Origin of the sequence: Pseudomonas sp. FW305-25 (assembly GCF_017351415.1) — a bacterium.
Lineage (GTDB): Bacteria > Pseudomonadota > Gammaproteobacteria > Pseudomonadales > Pseudomonadaceae > Aquipseudomonas > Aquipseudomonas chlororaphis.
On the sequence record NZ_JACNDE010000018.1, the window covers coordinates 41,477 to 55,833 of the forward strand.

Annotated in this window: 13 protein-coding genes; 9 read left to right on the forward strand and 4 right to left on the reverse strand. The window is 61.8% G+C overall.

The genetic code is table 11. The annotated features are described in order from the left end of the window. Nucleotide 1: 1 nt before the first annotated feature. Together peaB and peaA are read right to left on the reverse strand one after the other, a co-directional pair. The gene (peaB, locus tag J4E58_RS17900; protein WP_087091779.1) at nt 2-1,435 is read right to left on the reverse strand and encodes a quinohemoprotein amine dehydrogenase maturation protein; all 1,434 of its coding nucleotides are present in this window, start codon (nt 1,433-1,435) and stop codon (nt 2-4) included. Nucleotides 1,436-1,515: 80 nt separating this feature from the next. Then, entirely contained in the window at nt 1,516-3,096 is a 1,581-nt protein-coding gene (gene peaA, locus J4E58_RS17905; protein ID WP_087091856.1) for a quinohemoprotein amine dehydrogenase subunit alpha, read from the reverse strand. Between the two features lie 414 nt (nt 3,097-3,510). Here peaA and J4E58_RS17910 point away from each other — a divergent pair, with 414 nt between their 5' ends. From J4E58_RS17910 to J4E58_RS17940, 7 genes are all read left to right on the forward strand, one after another. Beyond that, nucleotides 3,511-4,674 carry a polymorphic toxin type 44 domain-containing protein gene (locus tag J4E58_RS17910; protein WP_087091780.1) on the forward strand — a complete coding sequence of 388 codons (1,164 nt, stop codon included), beginning with the start codon at nt 3,511-3,513 and terminating at the stop codon, nt 4,672-4,674. Further along, nucleotides 4,655-5,065, forward strand: coding sequence for a hypothetical protein (locus J4E58_RS17915; RefSeq protein WP_087091781.1), 411 nt, complete (start codon nt 4,655-4,657; stop codon nt 5,063-5,065). The genes J4E58_RS17910 and J4E58_RS17915 overlap by 20 nt, the downstream gene beginning before the upstream one ends. 103 nt (nt 5,066-5,168) lie before the next feature. Then, nucleotides 5,169-5,612: a hypothetical protein gene (locus J4E58_RS17920; RefSeq protein WP_087091782.1), complete on the forward strand. Its 444-nt coding sequence runs from the start codon at nt 5,169-5,171 to the stop codon at nt 5,610-5,612. Between the two features lie 80 nt (nt 5,613-5,692). After that, a complete protein-coding gene (locus J4E58_RS17925) occupies nt 5,693-5,998 on the forward strand; it encodes a hypothetical protein (RefSeq protein WP_143481900.1) in 306 nt (101 codons plus the stop codon). A gap of 147 nt (nt 5,999-6,145) precedes the next feature. Then, nucleotides 6,146-6,811, forward strand: a complete 666-nt coding sequence (locus J4E58_RS17930) for an HAD family phosphatase (protein WP_087091784.1) — start codon at nt 6,146-6,148, stop codon at nt 6,809-6,811. A 128-nt stretch (nt 6,812-6,939) separates the two neighbouring features. After that, entirely contained in the window at nt 6,940-7,344 is a 405-nt protein-coding gene (locus tag J4E58_RS17935) for a DUF1090 family protein (RefSeq protein ID WP_087091785.1), read from the forward strand. 295 nt (nt 7,345-7,639) lie between these two features. Further along, nucleotides 7,640-9,145, forward strand: coding sequence for a PAS domain-containing methyl-accepting chemotaxis protein (locus J4E58_RS17940; protein ID WP_404943269.1), 1,506 nt, complete (start codon nt 7,640-7,642; stop codon nt 9,143-9,145). Nucleotides 9,146-9,385: 240 nt separating this feature from the next. On the opposite strand, the gene J4E58_RS17945 is transcribed toward J4E58_RS17940, so the two are convergent. Both J4E58_RS17945 and J4E58_RS17950 read right to left on the reverse strand, forming a co-directional pair. Continuing rightward, the gene (locus J4E58_RS17945; protein ID WP_087091787.1) at nt 9,386-9,829 is read right to left on the reverse strand and encodes a hemerythrin domain-containing protein; all 444 of its coding nucleotides are present in this window, start codon (nt 9,827-9,829) and stop codon (nt 9,386-9,388) included. Between the two features lie 211 nt (nt 9,830-10,040). Next, entirely contained in the window at nt 10,041-10,430 is a 390-nt protein-coding gene (locus J4E58_RS17950) for an MliC family protein (RefSeq protein WP_007921876.1), read from the reverse strand. Between the two features lie 231 nt (nt 10,431-10,661). Between J4E58_RS17950 and J4E58_RS17955 the strand changes: the two genes are divergently transcribed. Both J4E58_RS17955 and J4E58_RS17960 read left to right on the forward strand, forming a co-directional pair. Continuing rightward, entirely contained in the window at nt 10,662-12,152 is a 1,491-nt protein-coding gene (locus J4E58_RS17955; protein WP_087091788.1) for an aldehyde dehydrogenase, read from the forward strand. A gap of 220 nt (nt 12,153-12,372) precedes the next feature. Then, nucleotides 12,373-14,274 carry an amidohydrolase gene (locus J4E58_RS17960; RefSeq protein ID WP_087091789.1) on the forward strand — a complete coding sequence of 634 codons (1,902 nt, stop codon included), beginning with the start codon at nt 12,373-12,375 and terminating at the stop codon, nt 14,272-14,274. Nucleotides 14,275-14,357: the final 83 nt, after the last annotated feature.

Consider the following 14,357-nt stretch of genomic DNA (forward strand, 5'->3'; position numbering starts at 1 on the left):
GTCAGTGGGCCTTGCGCGGAGTGATGTAACTGCTGATGAACGCAGGGTTGCGGGCCATGATCCGGCTGTAGACCTCGATGCCGAAATCCACCCAGTCACGCATCAGTTCGCAATAGTGATAGGTCGGGTGCGCCGGGTCGCCGTAGCGGGCGTAGCTCTCGTGGTAGCAGCCGCCGGAACACAGGTTGCGGATGCGGCAGCTGTCGCAGCCGGTGTTGCTGCGGTCCAGGCGCTGGGACAGGAAGTCGTTGAGCTCCATCTGCTTCACCCCGCCCTCGCGCACGTTGCCGAAGGTCGGCAGCGATGAGCCGGTAAAGCGGTGGCACAGGTTCAGCTCGCCCTTGTGGTCGACCGCCAGCATCTTCAGCCCGGCGCCACAGGGCAGCGCCTTCTTGTGGCCTTCGTGGATATCGGTGATCAGCTGGTGCAGGTTGGAGAAACCGATATTGCGATGCTCCAGGGCCGCCTCCAGGTAGCGCCGGCCCAGGCGCTTCATGCTGGCGAAGACTTCGATCAGTTCTTCGCCTGTGAGGTTGAAGCTGCTGATGTCGCCCGAGGTCACCGGGGCAAACCCGACTTCGGCGAAACCCAGTTCGTTGAACAGGTGATCCCAGATGGTTTCCACATCGGTGACCCCGGTGGTCAGGGTCACCCGCGCGCCGACCGGGCGGCTGTCGTAGCGCGCCAGCAGCATCTGCGCCTTGCGCCGCACCACGTCATAGGTGCCCTGCCCGCCCACGGTGATGCGGTTGCGGTCGTGCACGGTCTTCGGCCCGTCGATGCTCACCGACAAGCCAAAGCGGTGGGCATTCAGGTAGTCCACCGTCTCTTCGGTGAGCAGCGTGGCGTTGGTGGTCATGACGAACTCGACGAACTTGCCCGCCTCGCGAAAACGCTGCTCGCAATAGTCGACCATGTACTCGATCAGCTTGCGATTGCTCAGCGGCTCGCCACCAAAAAACACCACGGTGAAACGCTCCTCGTCGGGGGACTCCTTGAGCAGCATTTCCACCGAGGCGATGGCCGTCTCGACGTCCATCTTCTTGCCCGCCGAGGGCTTGTCCAGGTCTTCCTTGTAGCAGTAGGTGCAACTCAGGTTGCAGCCGGTGTTGACGTTGAGCACCACGGTGTTGATCGCCGTACGCTCGACCCGCTTGACGGTCCATTCCTCAGTCAGTGGCGAGCCGTCGCTGACCAGCTCCAGGGCGATCAGCTCGCGCAGGGTCTCGTTGATTTCCTCGCCGTCGTACTGGCTGGCCAGCCGCTGGATCAGGTCAGTGGAAGAGCAGCCCGGCCCGCGCAGGGCATCGATGATGCTGCCGGTCAAGGCATCGCTGGCGAACAGCGAACTGCTGGGGATATGGAACAACATGCGGTCGGCATCGACCTGCACTTCGTGCAGGTTGCGTTCGACCAGATTCAAGATAGCGCCCATTGCAAACCTCCTGTGCCGGCCCCCTTTTGGCGGGGGCCTGCGGTCATTCCGAAAGGGTGTCGTCAATCACGGACCGCGCCTTAGGGGATGGGTGGATTGTTCCAGCGTTGCACGGTGACGATCAGGTGGCCTTCGCCGGTCAGGGATTTCCCAGCGTCGTCGACGGCGGCGATCACCTTGAGGTTGCCGGCGTTGTTGGTGGACATCTTGCGCTGCGGGTTCGGCCCGGCATCGCCCGGAATGAATACACCGCTGTCGGCCTGCATCTGGCCTGCGAACTTGACGTCCTCGTCTTCCCTGGCGCGCTCGTCGAAGGGCTCGACCTTCCACTGCGCCGGGAACACGCCGATGCGATACGGCTTGCCATCGGCGCCCTTGCCCCAGGCTTCGGCATCGAAGCGGCCCTGGACTTTCGGCGTCGAGCCACCGCCCTCGCCGATCCGCGCCACCGAGAACTCCGGCACCACCTTGACTTCGGAGATGCTGCTGTAGACCGACAGCGTCGGGCCTTTCAGCGTGCCGACGGTGACATTGCGCAGGCCCGGTTGGGCATTGGCGGCCGCCTTGAGCCTGACCTTGATCCGCTCCGCGCTCTGCTCGATGACCTCGACCACTTCCACGCCTTTGCCAAAGCCCGGCTTGCCGGTGAGGCCGCTACCGATCAGGGTGACTTCAGCTTCTGCGCCGGCCTTCAGATAACCCGGCTGCACCGCCAGCAAACGGCTGCTGCCCTGCTTGGCGGCGATAAAGTCCAGGCCGCGCTCGTCGTGCTCGGCCTCGAACATCCGGCCCTGCAATGCATTGCCTTTGGCAGCGAACACTTGGCGCAGGGTCACGCCGTCGATGCTGACATTGCCGCGCCATTCGTAGCCGCTGTAGAGGATCGCGCTGCCTTCGCCGTTGAACGGGCTACCGTCGGCGTACTGGCCCTTGATGCCGACCTTGAAGGTGTCGTTGCCATCGGCAGCGACGCTCATCACCCCGGCCAGTTCGCCCTTGCCCGGCAGATGGCCGCTGAAGCTCCAGTCGCCCACCAGGGTCTCGGCCTTGGGCGCGCTAGCCAGCCATTTGGCCCAGGCCGGGTTGTCCAGCGGATAACGCTTGGCCAGCAGCGGCACCATCTCCTTGCGCGCCAGGTCGAACCAGTCGCGGTCGCGGGACAGCGCCTGGTATTCCAGGGACGGCCATTGGCCGAGGTGGAAGTTCACCAGGCGTTCCCACTCCTGGGCCGGACGCCGTTGCAGGGCGACCCGCGCGCCGGAGTGGCAGCGGCCGCACATCTGGCTGGTCTGTTCGTCGAACTTCTCCACCGTGTTCAGGCGCCGCTCCAGGGCGTAGCGCACGCCGTCGGTTTCGCTCGGCGCCAGGCCCTGGGTGTCGGCCAGGTATTTGACCAGGGTGCGGCGATCGTCGTCGCTGATCTGCAGGCCATGCATGACCTGCATGCGGGCGATGCTCATCAACCAGCCTTCCGGGGTCTTGCGCTGGTGGCTGATGCGACTCAAGCCGCCCGCCGTTTCCGGGGTATGGCAGCCCTGGCAGGTCTCCTTGAGGATGGCCTGGGCATCACGCGCCGCAAGGCTGGGAGGGGAGTGCAAGGCGGCGCAGACCGCCAGCGCCAGCAGGCCGCTGGACGTGCCTGCTCGGAGTGTTCTCTTGATCAAGGTCGGACCTCCACGGAGCTTTTTATTAGCGAGCTTTATTATTGTTGTGCGTCGTTTTTATGGTTTCTGCCATGCCCGGTGGCGCCGGGCACGGAGGCAAGAGAAACGGCTGGGTTGAGCAATACACGGAGCGTGCCAGCTTACAAATGATGTTTTTTATCAAGGACTTGCTGAAACACCAGGACGCATCCCCCAGGCAACCGCCTACCAGCCGCGTTTAATTTCGCGACAACTGTTCCACTCTGAGACATACACGGCGATGAGGGAACCAATCAGCCATCGCAGCGATGGCGCCAGCACGTTTCAGAATCGTCCTAAAGCCTTGCCTTGGTGCGCCTGAATAAGCTCGCGAAGCTCTACAACGAGCCATAGCCCCACGGATCAGTCAACACACAAGGATGATGTCCCCCCATGCTTTCTTCCGCTCGCCTGGGCGACAAACATGTCTGCCCTCTTCCCGGTCACGGCACCACCCCGATTGCTTCCGCTTCCGGAGATATAAACATCAACTCCATGGGTGCGGCCCGAGTCGGCGACATGTGCGGCTGTGGTGCGGTCATTACCACAGGGTTTCCCTCAATCATCCTAAATGGCCGCCCCATGGCCCTCTTAGGAAGCCCTACCACTCACGGCGGGACAATCATCACGGGCAGCCCCAATACCTTCGGTGGCTTTGTCATGGAGCCTACTCCTGGGGCTGCCATCATCAACTTCGCAGCGCTCGGAGTGTTTCGCTCAGATGGCTCGGTAGACGATGAAAAGATGGCGACCTTGTTGGCTGATCCGAAGCTGACCGAGAAGGCCGCCGCTGCGAATGCTTTGGTTGATCCCAATGCGGCCTCTAAGGCATCTGAAGAGAAGCCTGAACCGAACGATGGGCCTGAAGGGTGTACTCACCCGAACATGATGGAGAAGCTGGCGAGCTACATCGCAGATGAGATGAATAGCAACATCCACCACTCTTCCGTCTTGAAGATGAAAGAGCTGCTCAGCTATGACGTTGCGGAAGAGACTCGCAAGCAAATGGGCCTGCCGTGGTATGCCCAAATCGGAAATACCAGCCCTCAAGCTATCGGCGCTTCAAACGTTGCGGCAGCTATGACCCTTTGGACTGAACGAGTAGGCCAGGGTCGTGATTGGGACCACAAACCGAAGATTCATGCAAAATTTGGCAGGTATCGCCACAGGCAAGGCAAGTACGACTACTTCTACGATATTTGGTCGAACATTCACTACGGCTATGTGGGTATGGCTGGAGGACTCACTGAAGGCGTCCTTTTGGATGGTGCTGGGATCGAGCAGATTGTTTCAGATCAATTACGACGGTGGGGAGAACAGATATTCGTCGCCAAAGAAGATCAGAGGCTCAAAGGACCTCATGCCACAGAAGGCGTAGAAGGGATGCGCGCATGGGATGACGTCCCTGATCGAATTTCGATTAGTATCGGCATGAAACTCTACAACAAGTATCCAAATGGGGGCATCACGGCACATACAATCATGGCCGAAGTGCTTGCAGTCACACCGGAAGAATGGGGGGATGGCGCCAGTGTCCATGTATGCGAGAAATATTAAAACCCGACATGTTATTGGGGCACTCATTGTTTTCCCATTGTTGTTCTGGTACGTGGCGACCCCCGTCGTACGTGTCCATTACTCCAAAGAAGGTACAGACGAACTTCGGCTAATCTGGAACACGCAGCACAACATCCATAAAGAAGGAATGCTTCCGGGGCAAGCCACATATGATACTGGGCATATTTTTCCCAATGAGAAGTTCTTCATGAACTTCGATTGGTGGAATGAAAATAGTCTGCGGAGATGCATAAACATCACGCCAAAATGGGGGAGCGCAATAGACATTTACCTTGATGGCAAAGGCCGCATCGACACAGCTAAAACCGGCCCTGACGTTATTGCTCGCTTAAAACGATGTGAGGGTGATGCTGATCCTTTCCGCCCTTAAAGTTCTCTACCAGCACCAATATGAGGTCATCCAACACAACCGCCAAGTAGAATGCAGACGACATCCCCAAGGCCTTTACAACTGGTGACGGAGCATCACGACAATGAAGTGGCCCAAGCGACGCCTCGAACTTCGCGATTTCGGCATGGCCCTGTACCTGCTCAGCCTTGCACTACCAGCGGTGTATCAAGAAGATGATAACTGGCTGCATGGGACGCTCACCCAAGACACTTTACCTGGATGGTTTGCATTCATATCGGGGTTACTGTCAATGGTCTACGGTTACTCTGCGTGGTTAGCAAACCCCTTATTCATCGCTGCTTACCGGACTCGGAACGTCAAGCGAAGCTTCATCTATGCAGCACTCGCATTACTGGCGGGACTATCGGTGCAATTACAGCTCGTTACTTGGTACGACGAAGACGGCAGGTTCACTGTTACTGGTTATACCTACGGTTACTACGTCTGGTTGCTTTCCTTCTCTTGGATGGTCGGATTGGCTATAACTAATTGGAGAAAAGGTGTCCGTGTCCACATATGTAAATAAGCTGAGCAAAGGACGCATCGACATTGCTAAAACTGGCCCTGACGTTATTGCTCGCTTGAAACAATGTGAGGGTTTTCTTTTTGAAGGACTCGGACAAGGAGCCAGCCAAGGAGGCGCTGATAGCCATAACGGGCATACGCGACTGGTATAAGAACCTGCGCTACCGCTACTCTGCACTGGATGAGAACAGCGATTTAAATTCCCATGAGTTCTATCTGGCCGCACAGCACGCTGGCCGTACATGGGCCGTGGTGGTTGACCAATCAATCAGCTACTACGGCAAATCCAGCTTTAGCGTAACCGCTGAGCCCTACGATCCGAAAACCTACGTGGATTACGCCAAGGCGCTCCAGGCCGCCACCAAGAGCTGTCCTGTTCCACAATAAAGGCATCAGTCTGTCGATTGTGATCTACCAGTCAAGGCTGCGCAGTGTCCGTTATGCAGGGCTTCAAACGATCTGCGTCTGCACCACGCAGCTGCTACGATGCCTGGCTTAACCGCTTCAGCCCCCGGCCCTGACAGGAATCGCGCCATGCTCAATGCCCTGCTTTTCGATCTCGACGGCACCCTGACCGACACTGACCAATTGCACCTGCTGGCGTTGCAGCAGTTGTTGCTGGAGGAAGAGGGCCGGGTGTTCACCCAGGAAGAGTTTGCGGCCCATGTCAGCGGCCAGGCCAATGCCAATATGTGCCGCTACCTGTTTGCGCAGCGCTCGGTGGCCGAGCACGAGGCTTTCGCCGACCGCAAGGAAGTGCGCTTTCGCCAGCTGTCGCCACGACTGACGCCGATGCCGGGCCTGCTGCGCCTGTTGGATTTCGCCCGGGAACGCGGCATCGGCGTCTGCGTGGTGACCAATGCGCCACGGGCCAATGCCGAGCACATGCTCGACGTGCTGGGGCTGGGCGATCGCTTCAACAGCGTGCTGGTGGCCGAGGAATTGCCGCGGGCCAAGCCCGACCCGCTGCCCTATCTCACCGGCCTGGAATGCCTGGGCGCCAGCGCCGAGGCCGGGATAGCCTTCGAGGACTCGATCCCCGGCTTGACCGCCGCGGTCGGGGCCGGGGTCTTCACCGTCGGCCTGGCCACCAGCCAGAGCCCCGAGGTGTTGCTGGCCGCTGGCGCGCATCTGGTGGTCGAGGATTTCAACGACCCGCGATTGTGGGCGGTGATCGAGCGGATGCTCGGCTCGCGCTGAAGCTGCGCCCAACGGTCTGATAGGAAAACTCAGAAATAACCCAAGGCTTTTTCAGTTGTGTCTGATGGTCCGGCGCGCGTTGGCTCTTGAAGATAGCGCCCCGCACGCCTGTCGTATCAAGGACCTTCATGAACGCCCTCACCTCCCTTTCCCTGCTGGCCCTGCTGGGCCTTGCAACCAGCACAGGCCACGCCCAGGAAGACCTCGAACCGGCCCCGCCGGAAGCCACCAGCAGTTGCCTGACCCGGGGCGAAGCCATCAAGAGCAGCCTGGAAAAACTCCTGCCCGATCCTGAGCAGCGCCAACTGGCCGGCCTGCAACGGGCGCTGGAACCGCTCAGCGACTATTGCGACGGCCTGCACTTCGAGCACAACCCGCCCCTGCGCCAGGCCGAATACCAGGTGATATTGCGCCAGATGGAACTCGACGCCGCACAGCGTTATGGCGACCCAAGCATCATCGACAAACGCAAGGCCCGGCTGACCCACGCCCTGCAAGTCCTGCAATACGCCCTTGGCGCCCACGGCAACTGAAGCGGTTTCTTGCCCGACAAGCTTCATCACCGGCTCGCTTCGGCGGGCCCGGGCCTGCTTCAGCGCCAGACTTTCCCAACAGATTCAACGACCTGTGAAATCCACTCGGGAGTATTCAGAATTCCTCGTGAATGGGAATGCAACCAATTGTTATGCAAGGAATTTTCTAATATTTAGCTAAGATTGTTCTGACTCGTGCCGATGGATTTTGTAGGACACAGGGAGCAATCTGGAAATGAGAAACAATCAGCCCGTTACACAACGTGAAGTGGCTTTAGGGTCAAACCAGAAACTCATCTCCACCACCGATGCCCATGGCGTCATCAGCTACTGCAACGATGCCTTCGTCGACATCAGCGGTTTCGACCGCGACGACCTGATCGGCGCTCCACAGAACATTGTCCGCCACCCCGATGTCCCCCCCGCGGTATTTGCCCATATGTGGGCGGCGCTGAAACAGGGCCAGCCGTGGATGGGCATCGTCAAGAACCGCTCGAAAAACGGCGACCATTACTGGGTCAACGCCTACGTCACGCCGATTTTCGAGGGCAGCCGGATCGTCGGCTACGAATCGGTCCGGGTCAAACCCAGCGCCGAACAGATCCGGCGCGCGCAAGGCCTCTACCAGCGTCTCAACCGCAAGCAGCCGGCCATCCCCCGTCGGCATCGCTGGCAACCGGCCCTGCTGGGCTGGGCGCCGTTCCTGGCCACGGGCCTGGCCGGTGGCCTGAGCGGCCTCTGGCTGGCGCAGCCTCTGGCGCTGGCGGTGGCCGCCGGGATCTCCGTGCCCCTGGCGCTGCTGGCGATGCAGCGCCAGAACCATGCCGCCCGGCGCCTGCTGCAACTGGCCGACTCGTCCACCTGCGACCCGTTGATCGCGCAGATGTACAGCGACGCCCACGGCCCCCAGGCATGCCTGGAAACCGCCTTCGTCAGCCAGGATGCGCGGCTGCAAACCTGCCTCACCCGCCTGCAGGACAGCGCCGAACAGCTCAATGCCCTGGCCAGCCGCTCCGATACCCTTGCCAGCGACAGCTCCCGTGGCCTGGACCGCCAGCGGGTGGAAACCGAGCAGGTGTCCGCCGCGGTCAACCAGATGGCCGCCACCACCCAGGAAGTAGCCAGCCATGTGCAGCGCACCGCCGACGCCACGCAGGCCGCCAACCAGTTGACCGGCCGTGGGCGCGAAGTGGCCCGCGATACCCGTGAAGCCATCGAACGCCTGTCCCAGGTGGTCGGCGAAACCGGGCAGAACGTGGCGCAACTGGCCAGGGACAGCGACGAGATCGGCACCGTGGTCGATGTGATCAAAAGCATCGCCGACCAGACCAACCTGCTGGCGCTCAACGCGGCCATCGAAGCGGCCCGCGCCGGTGACATGGGCCGCGGTTTCGCGGTGGTGGCCGACGAGGTGCGCCAGCTGGCCCAGCGCACCGCGCAATCCACCCAGCAGATCCATGAACTGATCACCCAGTTGCAGAGCTCCTCGCAAAACGCCGTGCAGAGCATGGAAAGCGGCCAGCGCCAGGCCGAGGAAGGCGTGGCCCGGGTACTGGAGGCGGACCAGGCGCTGCTGGGCATCAGCGAGGCGGTGGCCAACATCACCGAGATGACCACCCAGATCGCCGCGGCCACCGAGGAGCAGAGCGCGGTCGCCGAGGAAATCAGCCGCAATATCAGCACCATCGCGCAACTGGCCGACCAGACCTCGGAGCAGGCCCATCACTCGGCCGAACTGAGCAAGGAACTGACCCGCACCGCCACCACCCAGTACTCGCTGGTGGAGCGTTTCAACCGCTAGGTTCGATGTGTGTGTACGGGTTTATCGCGAGCAAGCTCGCTCCTACAAGTAATGCGCAAACCCTGTAGGAGCGAGCTTGCTCGCGAAAAACGTCAACGATAACGCGTATTGCCCGGTTTAACGCGGTGTGCTGGAGCTCTTCGTCGGAACGCAGCCCGGAGACAAGCTCGCGCTTACAAAAGGCCTTAACTGATCGGCATTACGCCAATGCGCGGGCTTTTTTATTCTTCAAGGGCCGTCTCAGTCGGCCGCCAGCTGCTGCCGGTATTCCTTCACATAACCGTTGGCCAACTGGTCCTTCTGCTTGTCGTCGAGGATCTTGCCGGCCATCTGGAAGAACTTCTGTTCTTCTTCCTCCAGGTGGTGATGCACCTTGTCCACCAGCTTCTTCGCCGTGGCCAGCCAGGCCGGGCTGGACATCTCGGTGTCGTCCAATGCCTCCATCAGCTCGTCCATCGCGTGGTGCTCGGCAATCGCGTGCCGGCTCAGGTCGACGCCGTTGTCGTGCTCCATCAACGGCAGGTAGAAGAAGCGTTCCTCCGCCGTCTCGTGGGCCTGTACTTCGGCCTTGAGCTGGGCGTAGGCCGTGCTGCGTTCGGGGCTGTCCCCCGAGGTGCGCATCAGTTCGGCAGCGTAGCCGCGCTGGCGTTCATGGCTCTCACGCAGGGCTTCGAATATGTTCACGGGTACATCTCCACGGCAGGCTTGTCTTGACTAGACACTGGCCGTTCGACGGCAGTTCAACCGCAGATAATGGCCGTCCCCCCTCTGTAGGAGCAGCCGGTCGACGCTCGATTGCTCGCGATGACGGACTGGCGTTCGACGCGAAAACCAGAGGGTCCGTGCCGACCTCTCGCCAGCAAGCTGGCTCCTACAGGCGGATGGGGGCCAGGCGTTACTGCTCCTCGGTCTTCTGCTCCTGGCAGTCCTTGAGCAGTTGCTGTTCCTTGGCGGTGTGGTCGGCTTCCAGGAAGCTCAACAGGCCGCTGTCGCCCTGGGTGTGCCAGCGGTAGCTGTTCTGCTCGTCGTCGGCGACATACAGCGCGCCGGAGGCTGCGCGGGCGATATGCATCGGTATCAGCTGGCCCTTGTAATACAGGGTGGCGAACGAGGCGCCGTTATCGATGTTCAGGTACGCCGCCTGCACCTCTACCCCACCCTCGCAGCGGTAGCTGGCCAGGCTGCTCTGGTACGCCGGCAGTTCCGGCTCGGCCGGGGTCGTCGCGGCCTGGGCGAACAACGGCGCCAGCAGCAAGGTGGTTCCCAGAATCGTTGCAATCTTCAATGTACAGCTCCTTGTTCAGTGCACCTTCATGACAGGCCCCTTTACGACGAAGCAGGCCCCCATAAGTTCAGGCCGGGGTGTCTCAAGGCATTCGCAATTTGCGACAGCTTGTATCTGCCGTCCTTCCGTCACCGCAAAGAAACCTTATTAAAATCATTTAGTTAAACACCAGTCAAAACTGGCACAGCGGTTGCGAAAGCCCTCGCCTCACGCATAACAAGAGGTTCTGTCATGGCTATTGCAACCCTGCTCCCCGCCACCACCGCCTTTATCCAGCGCGCCCCACGCATGTTGATCGGCGCCGAATGGGTCGAGGCCGCCGACGGCCAGACCATGCCGCTGCACAACCCGGCCACCGGCGAACAACTGTGCGTGGTGCCGCGGGCCACGGTGGACGATGTCGACCGCGCGGTGCTGGCCGCGCGCCAGGCCTTCGACGATTCGCCCTGGAGCCGCACTCGCCCGCGGGAGCGGCAGAACCTGCTGTGGAAGCTCGCCGACCTGATGCAGCGCGACGCCGAGCTGCTGGCGCAACTGGAATGCCTGAACAATGGCAAGAGCGCCGCGGTGGCCCAGGTCATGGACGTGCAACTGGCCATCGACTTTTTGCGCTACATGGCCGGCTGGGCGACCAAGATCGAAGGCAGCAGCGTCGAGGTCTCCGTGCCGCTGATGCCCGACCAGCAGTTCCACAGTTTCATCCGCCGCGAGGCGGTGGGCGTGGTCGGCGCCATCGTCGCCTGGAACTTCCCGCTGCTGCTGGCCTGCTGGAAGCTCGGCCCGGCCCTGGCCACCGGCTGCACCGTGGTGCTCAAGCCGGCCGACGAAACCCCGCTGACCGCGCTGAAGCTCGCCGAACTGGTGCAGGAAGCCGGCTACCCCGACGGCGTGTTCAACGTGGTCACCGGCACCGGCATCACCGCGGGCTCGGCCCTGACCCACAACCCACGGGTGGACAAGCTGACCTTCACCGGCTCCACCGCGGTGGGCAAGGAAATCGGCAAGATCGCCATGGATTCCATGACCCGGGTCACCCTGGAACTGGGCGGCAAGTCGCCGACCATTGTCATGGCCGATGCCGACCTGGGCAGCGCCGCGGCCGGCGCCGCCAGCGCGATCTTCTTCAACCAGGGCCAGGTTTGCTGCGCCGGCTCCAGGCTGTATGTGCAGCGCAAGCACTTCGACAATGTGGTGGCCGATATCGCCGGCATTGCCAACGCCATGAAACTCGGCAGCGGCCTGGACGCCAGCGTCGACATGGGCCCGCTGATCTCCGCCCGGCAGCAGGAGCGGGTCTGGCGCTATATCGAGATGGGCCGGGACAGCGGCGCCACTATCGCCTGCGGCGGCGAGCGGTTCGGCCCCGGCTATTTCGTCAAGCCGACGGTGATCGTCGACGTCGACCAGCAGCACTCGCTGGTGCAGGAAGAGATCTTCGGCCCGGTGCTGGTGGCCATTCCTTTCGACGACGAAGCCGATGCCCTGCGCATGGCCAACGACAGCCCCTACGGCTTGGGCGCGAGCATCTGGTCCAACGACCTGGCGGCGGTGCACCGGATGATCCCGCGGATCAAGTCCGGCTCGGTCTGGGTCAACTGCCACAGCGCCCTCGACCCGGCGCTGCCGTTCGGTGGCTACAAGATGTCCGGCGTGGGCCGGGAAATGGGTTACGCGGCGATCGAGCATTACACCGAGCTGAAATCGGTGCTGATCAAGCTCTGACGACCCGCGATAGCCCATAGCGCAAGCGCTCCTCAACGGCGGCGCCGGGGTCTGCCCGGCGTCTCCCGACGACTGGTTTAGCGTCGCCGACCCGCTGCCCGGCCCACGCCCCGAACGGCTGCTACGCTCAGCCCGAGCCGGCTCGACAGCTGCCCTGCGAGCCAGGCTCACCCACCTTCAACCCACACCTCATCACCACCGAAAACCCGAGGGAAGCATCATGGGATCAAATGGATATGATCACGACGGGGTCCAATGCGGATGCCACAACCCCATCTGGAACGCTCTGAAGGACACACTCGACCCGGCCAGCCATACCGCCAGCCAGCCACAGGACGCCAATGAGCTGGCCAAGGAACCGGCCGGCGAGTCCATCATCTTTACCAACGGCACCATCTACCCCTTGCGCGACGGCAACATGGACGAACGGGTCGAGGCCCTGGGCATCCACGCCGGCGACGTGGTCGCATCCGGCACCCTGGCCGCCGTCGAAGCCCGCATGAAAACCCTGGGCATCACCTACAAAAAGCAGTCGTTGAACGGCAGGACCCTGTTGCCCGGCCTGATCGAACCCCACGCCCATATCGTGCAGAGCTGTGCCATGGAAGGCTGGCTGAACCTGGGGGCCATCGATACCGACAACCCCGATGAGCACAAGAACCAGCGGCTACGGCCCACCTATGACTGGCTCTGGTTGAAAAGCACCATCCAGGCCAACCTGCCCAAGGACAACTCGACCTGGATCCTCGGCCATCAGGTCGATCCGGCGCTGATGCCCTTCCAGGTCGTACCCCACGGCCTGAACAAACTCATCACCTTCCACTGTGGCCCCGGCGACGACATCGGCAACCTGGACACCATCGACAAGCAGCATCCGATGCTGCTGATCAGCGCGTCCATGCACACCGCCTACCTGAACACCGCGGCCAGCGATGCGGTGTTCAAGAAGACCGGCGTCAGGGCCGACAACGGTGTCCTGCAGGAAGCCCAGGTGCTGGCCGCCATCAAGAGCATTCCCCTCAGGCAACAGCTGGAAATACTCAATATCTTCAAGCACCTCGAAGACTACTTCGACAAGGCGTCGCGCCGCGGGATCACCCTGCTCTACGACGCGATGATGGACCCCCAGTCGAAGCTGGTACTGGGCGCCTACTTCCTGACCCGCCCCAGGAAGCTGCGGATCGGTTACGCCGCCGCCTGCGATGGCACGCCCGAGGCCATCGGCAAGCTGCCGCGCTACCAGCCGGTCAGCCGGGAACAGGCCAAGCGCTTCTACCAGGGCTCGGTCAAGCTGGTGTCGGACGGCTCCAACCAGGGGCTGACGGGCTATCAGGCCACGCGCTACTGCTGCGAGGCGACGCGGCCGGTGGGCAACTTCAACTTCTGCGACCAGGACCACACCCCGGTCACCACACCCGATACCTACAAGACCGTGGTGCGCAATGCCGTCGAAACCGGCTGGCCGCTGATGATCCACGCCAACGGCGACCGGGCCATCGAGTTCACCCTGCAAGCCTACGAGGCGGCCTTGCAGGGCGGCAGCGCCCTGGAAAAACGCCACCGCATCGAGCACTGCTCGCTGCTGACCGCGGGCACCCTGCAGACCATGCAGCGCCTGGGCCTGTCGCCAAGCTTCCTGATCGGTCATGTCGGCTACTGGGGCTACGCCTTCAAACAGGCGATCTTCGAAGGCAAGGCCGAACAGATGCTCGACCTGTGCCAGTCGGCCCTGGACCACAACCTGAGAATGACCCTGCACAGCGACTGTTCGGTAACGCCGTTGGGGCCGCTGCGCTCCATGGAGCAGGCGGTGACCCGCAAGATGGAAGGCATTCGCGATGCCCAGGGGCGGTTCGTCCATGACCCAAGGCTGCAACCGATCCTCAATGAAGCCGAGTGCCTGACGCGCAAGCAGGCCCTGAAAGCCATCACCTATGACGCGGCCTGGCAGTGCCACGCCGAAGGCTGGACCGGGTCCCTGCAGGACGGTTATTTCGCGGACCTGGTGATTCTCGAGCAGGATCCCCTCGACGAGAAAGTGCCGGCCACCAGCATCAGGGACATCAAGGTCTGTGAAACCTGGAAAGGCGGCCACCGGGTGTACGTCAATCCCGATAGCTGACCGTCAGCTGTCGCAAGCCGGGCGGCGGGGTTTGGATGGCCGCTGCGCGGATCGCGGGCAAGCCTCGCTCCTACAAGGGCGTC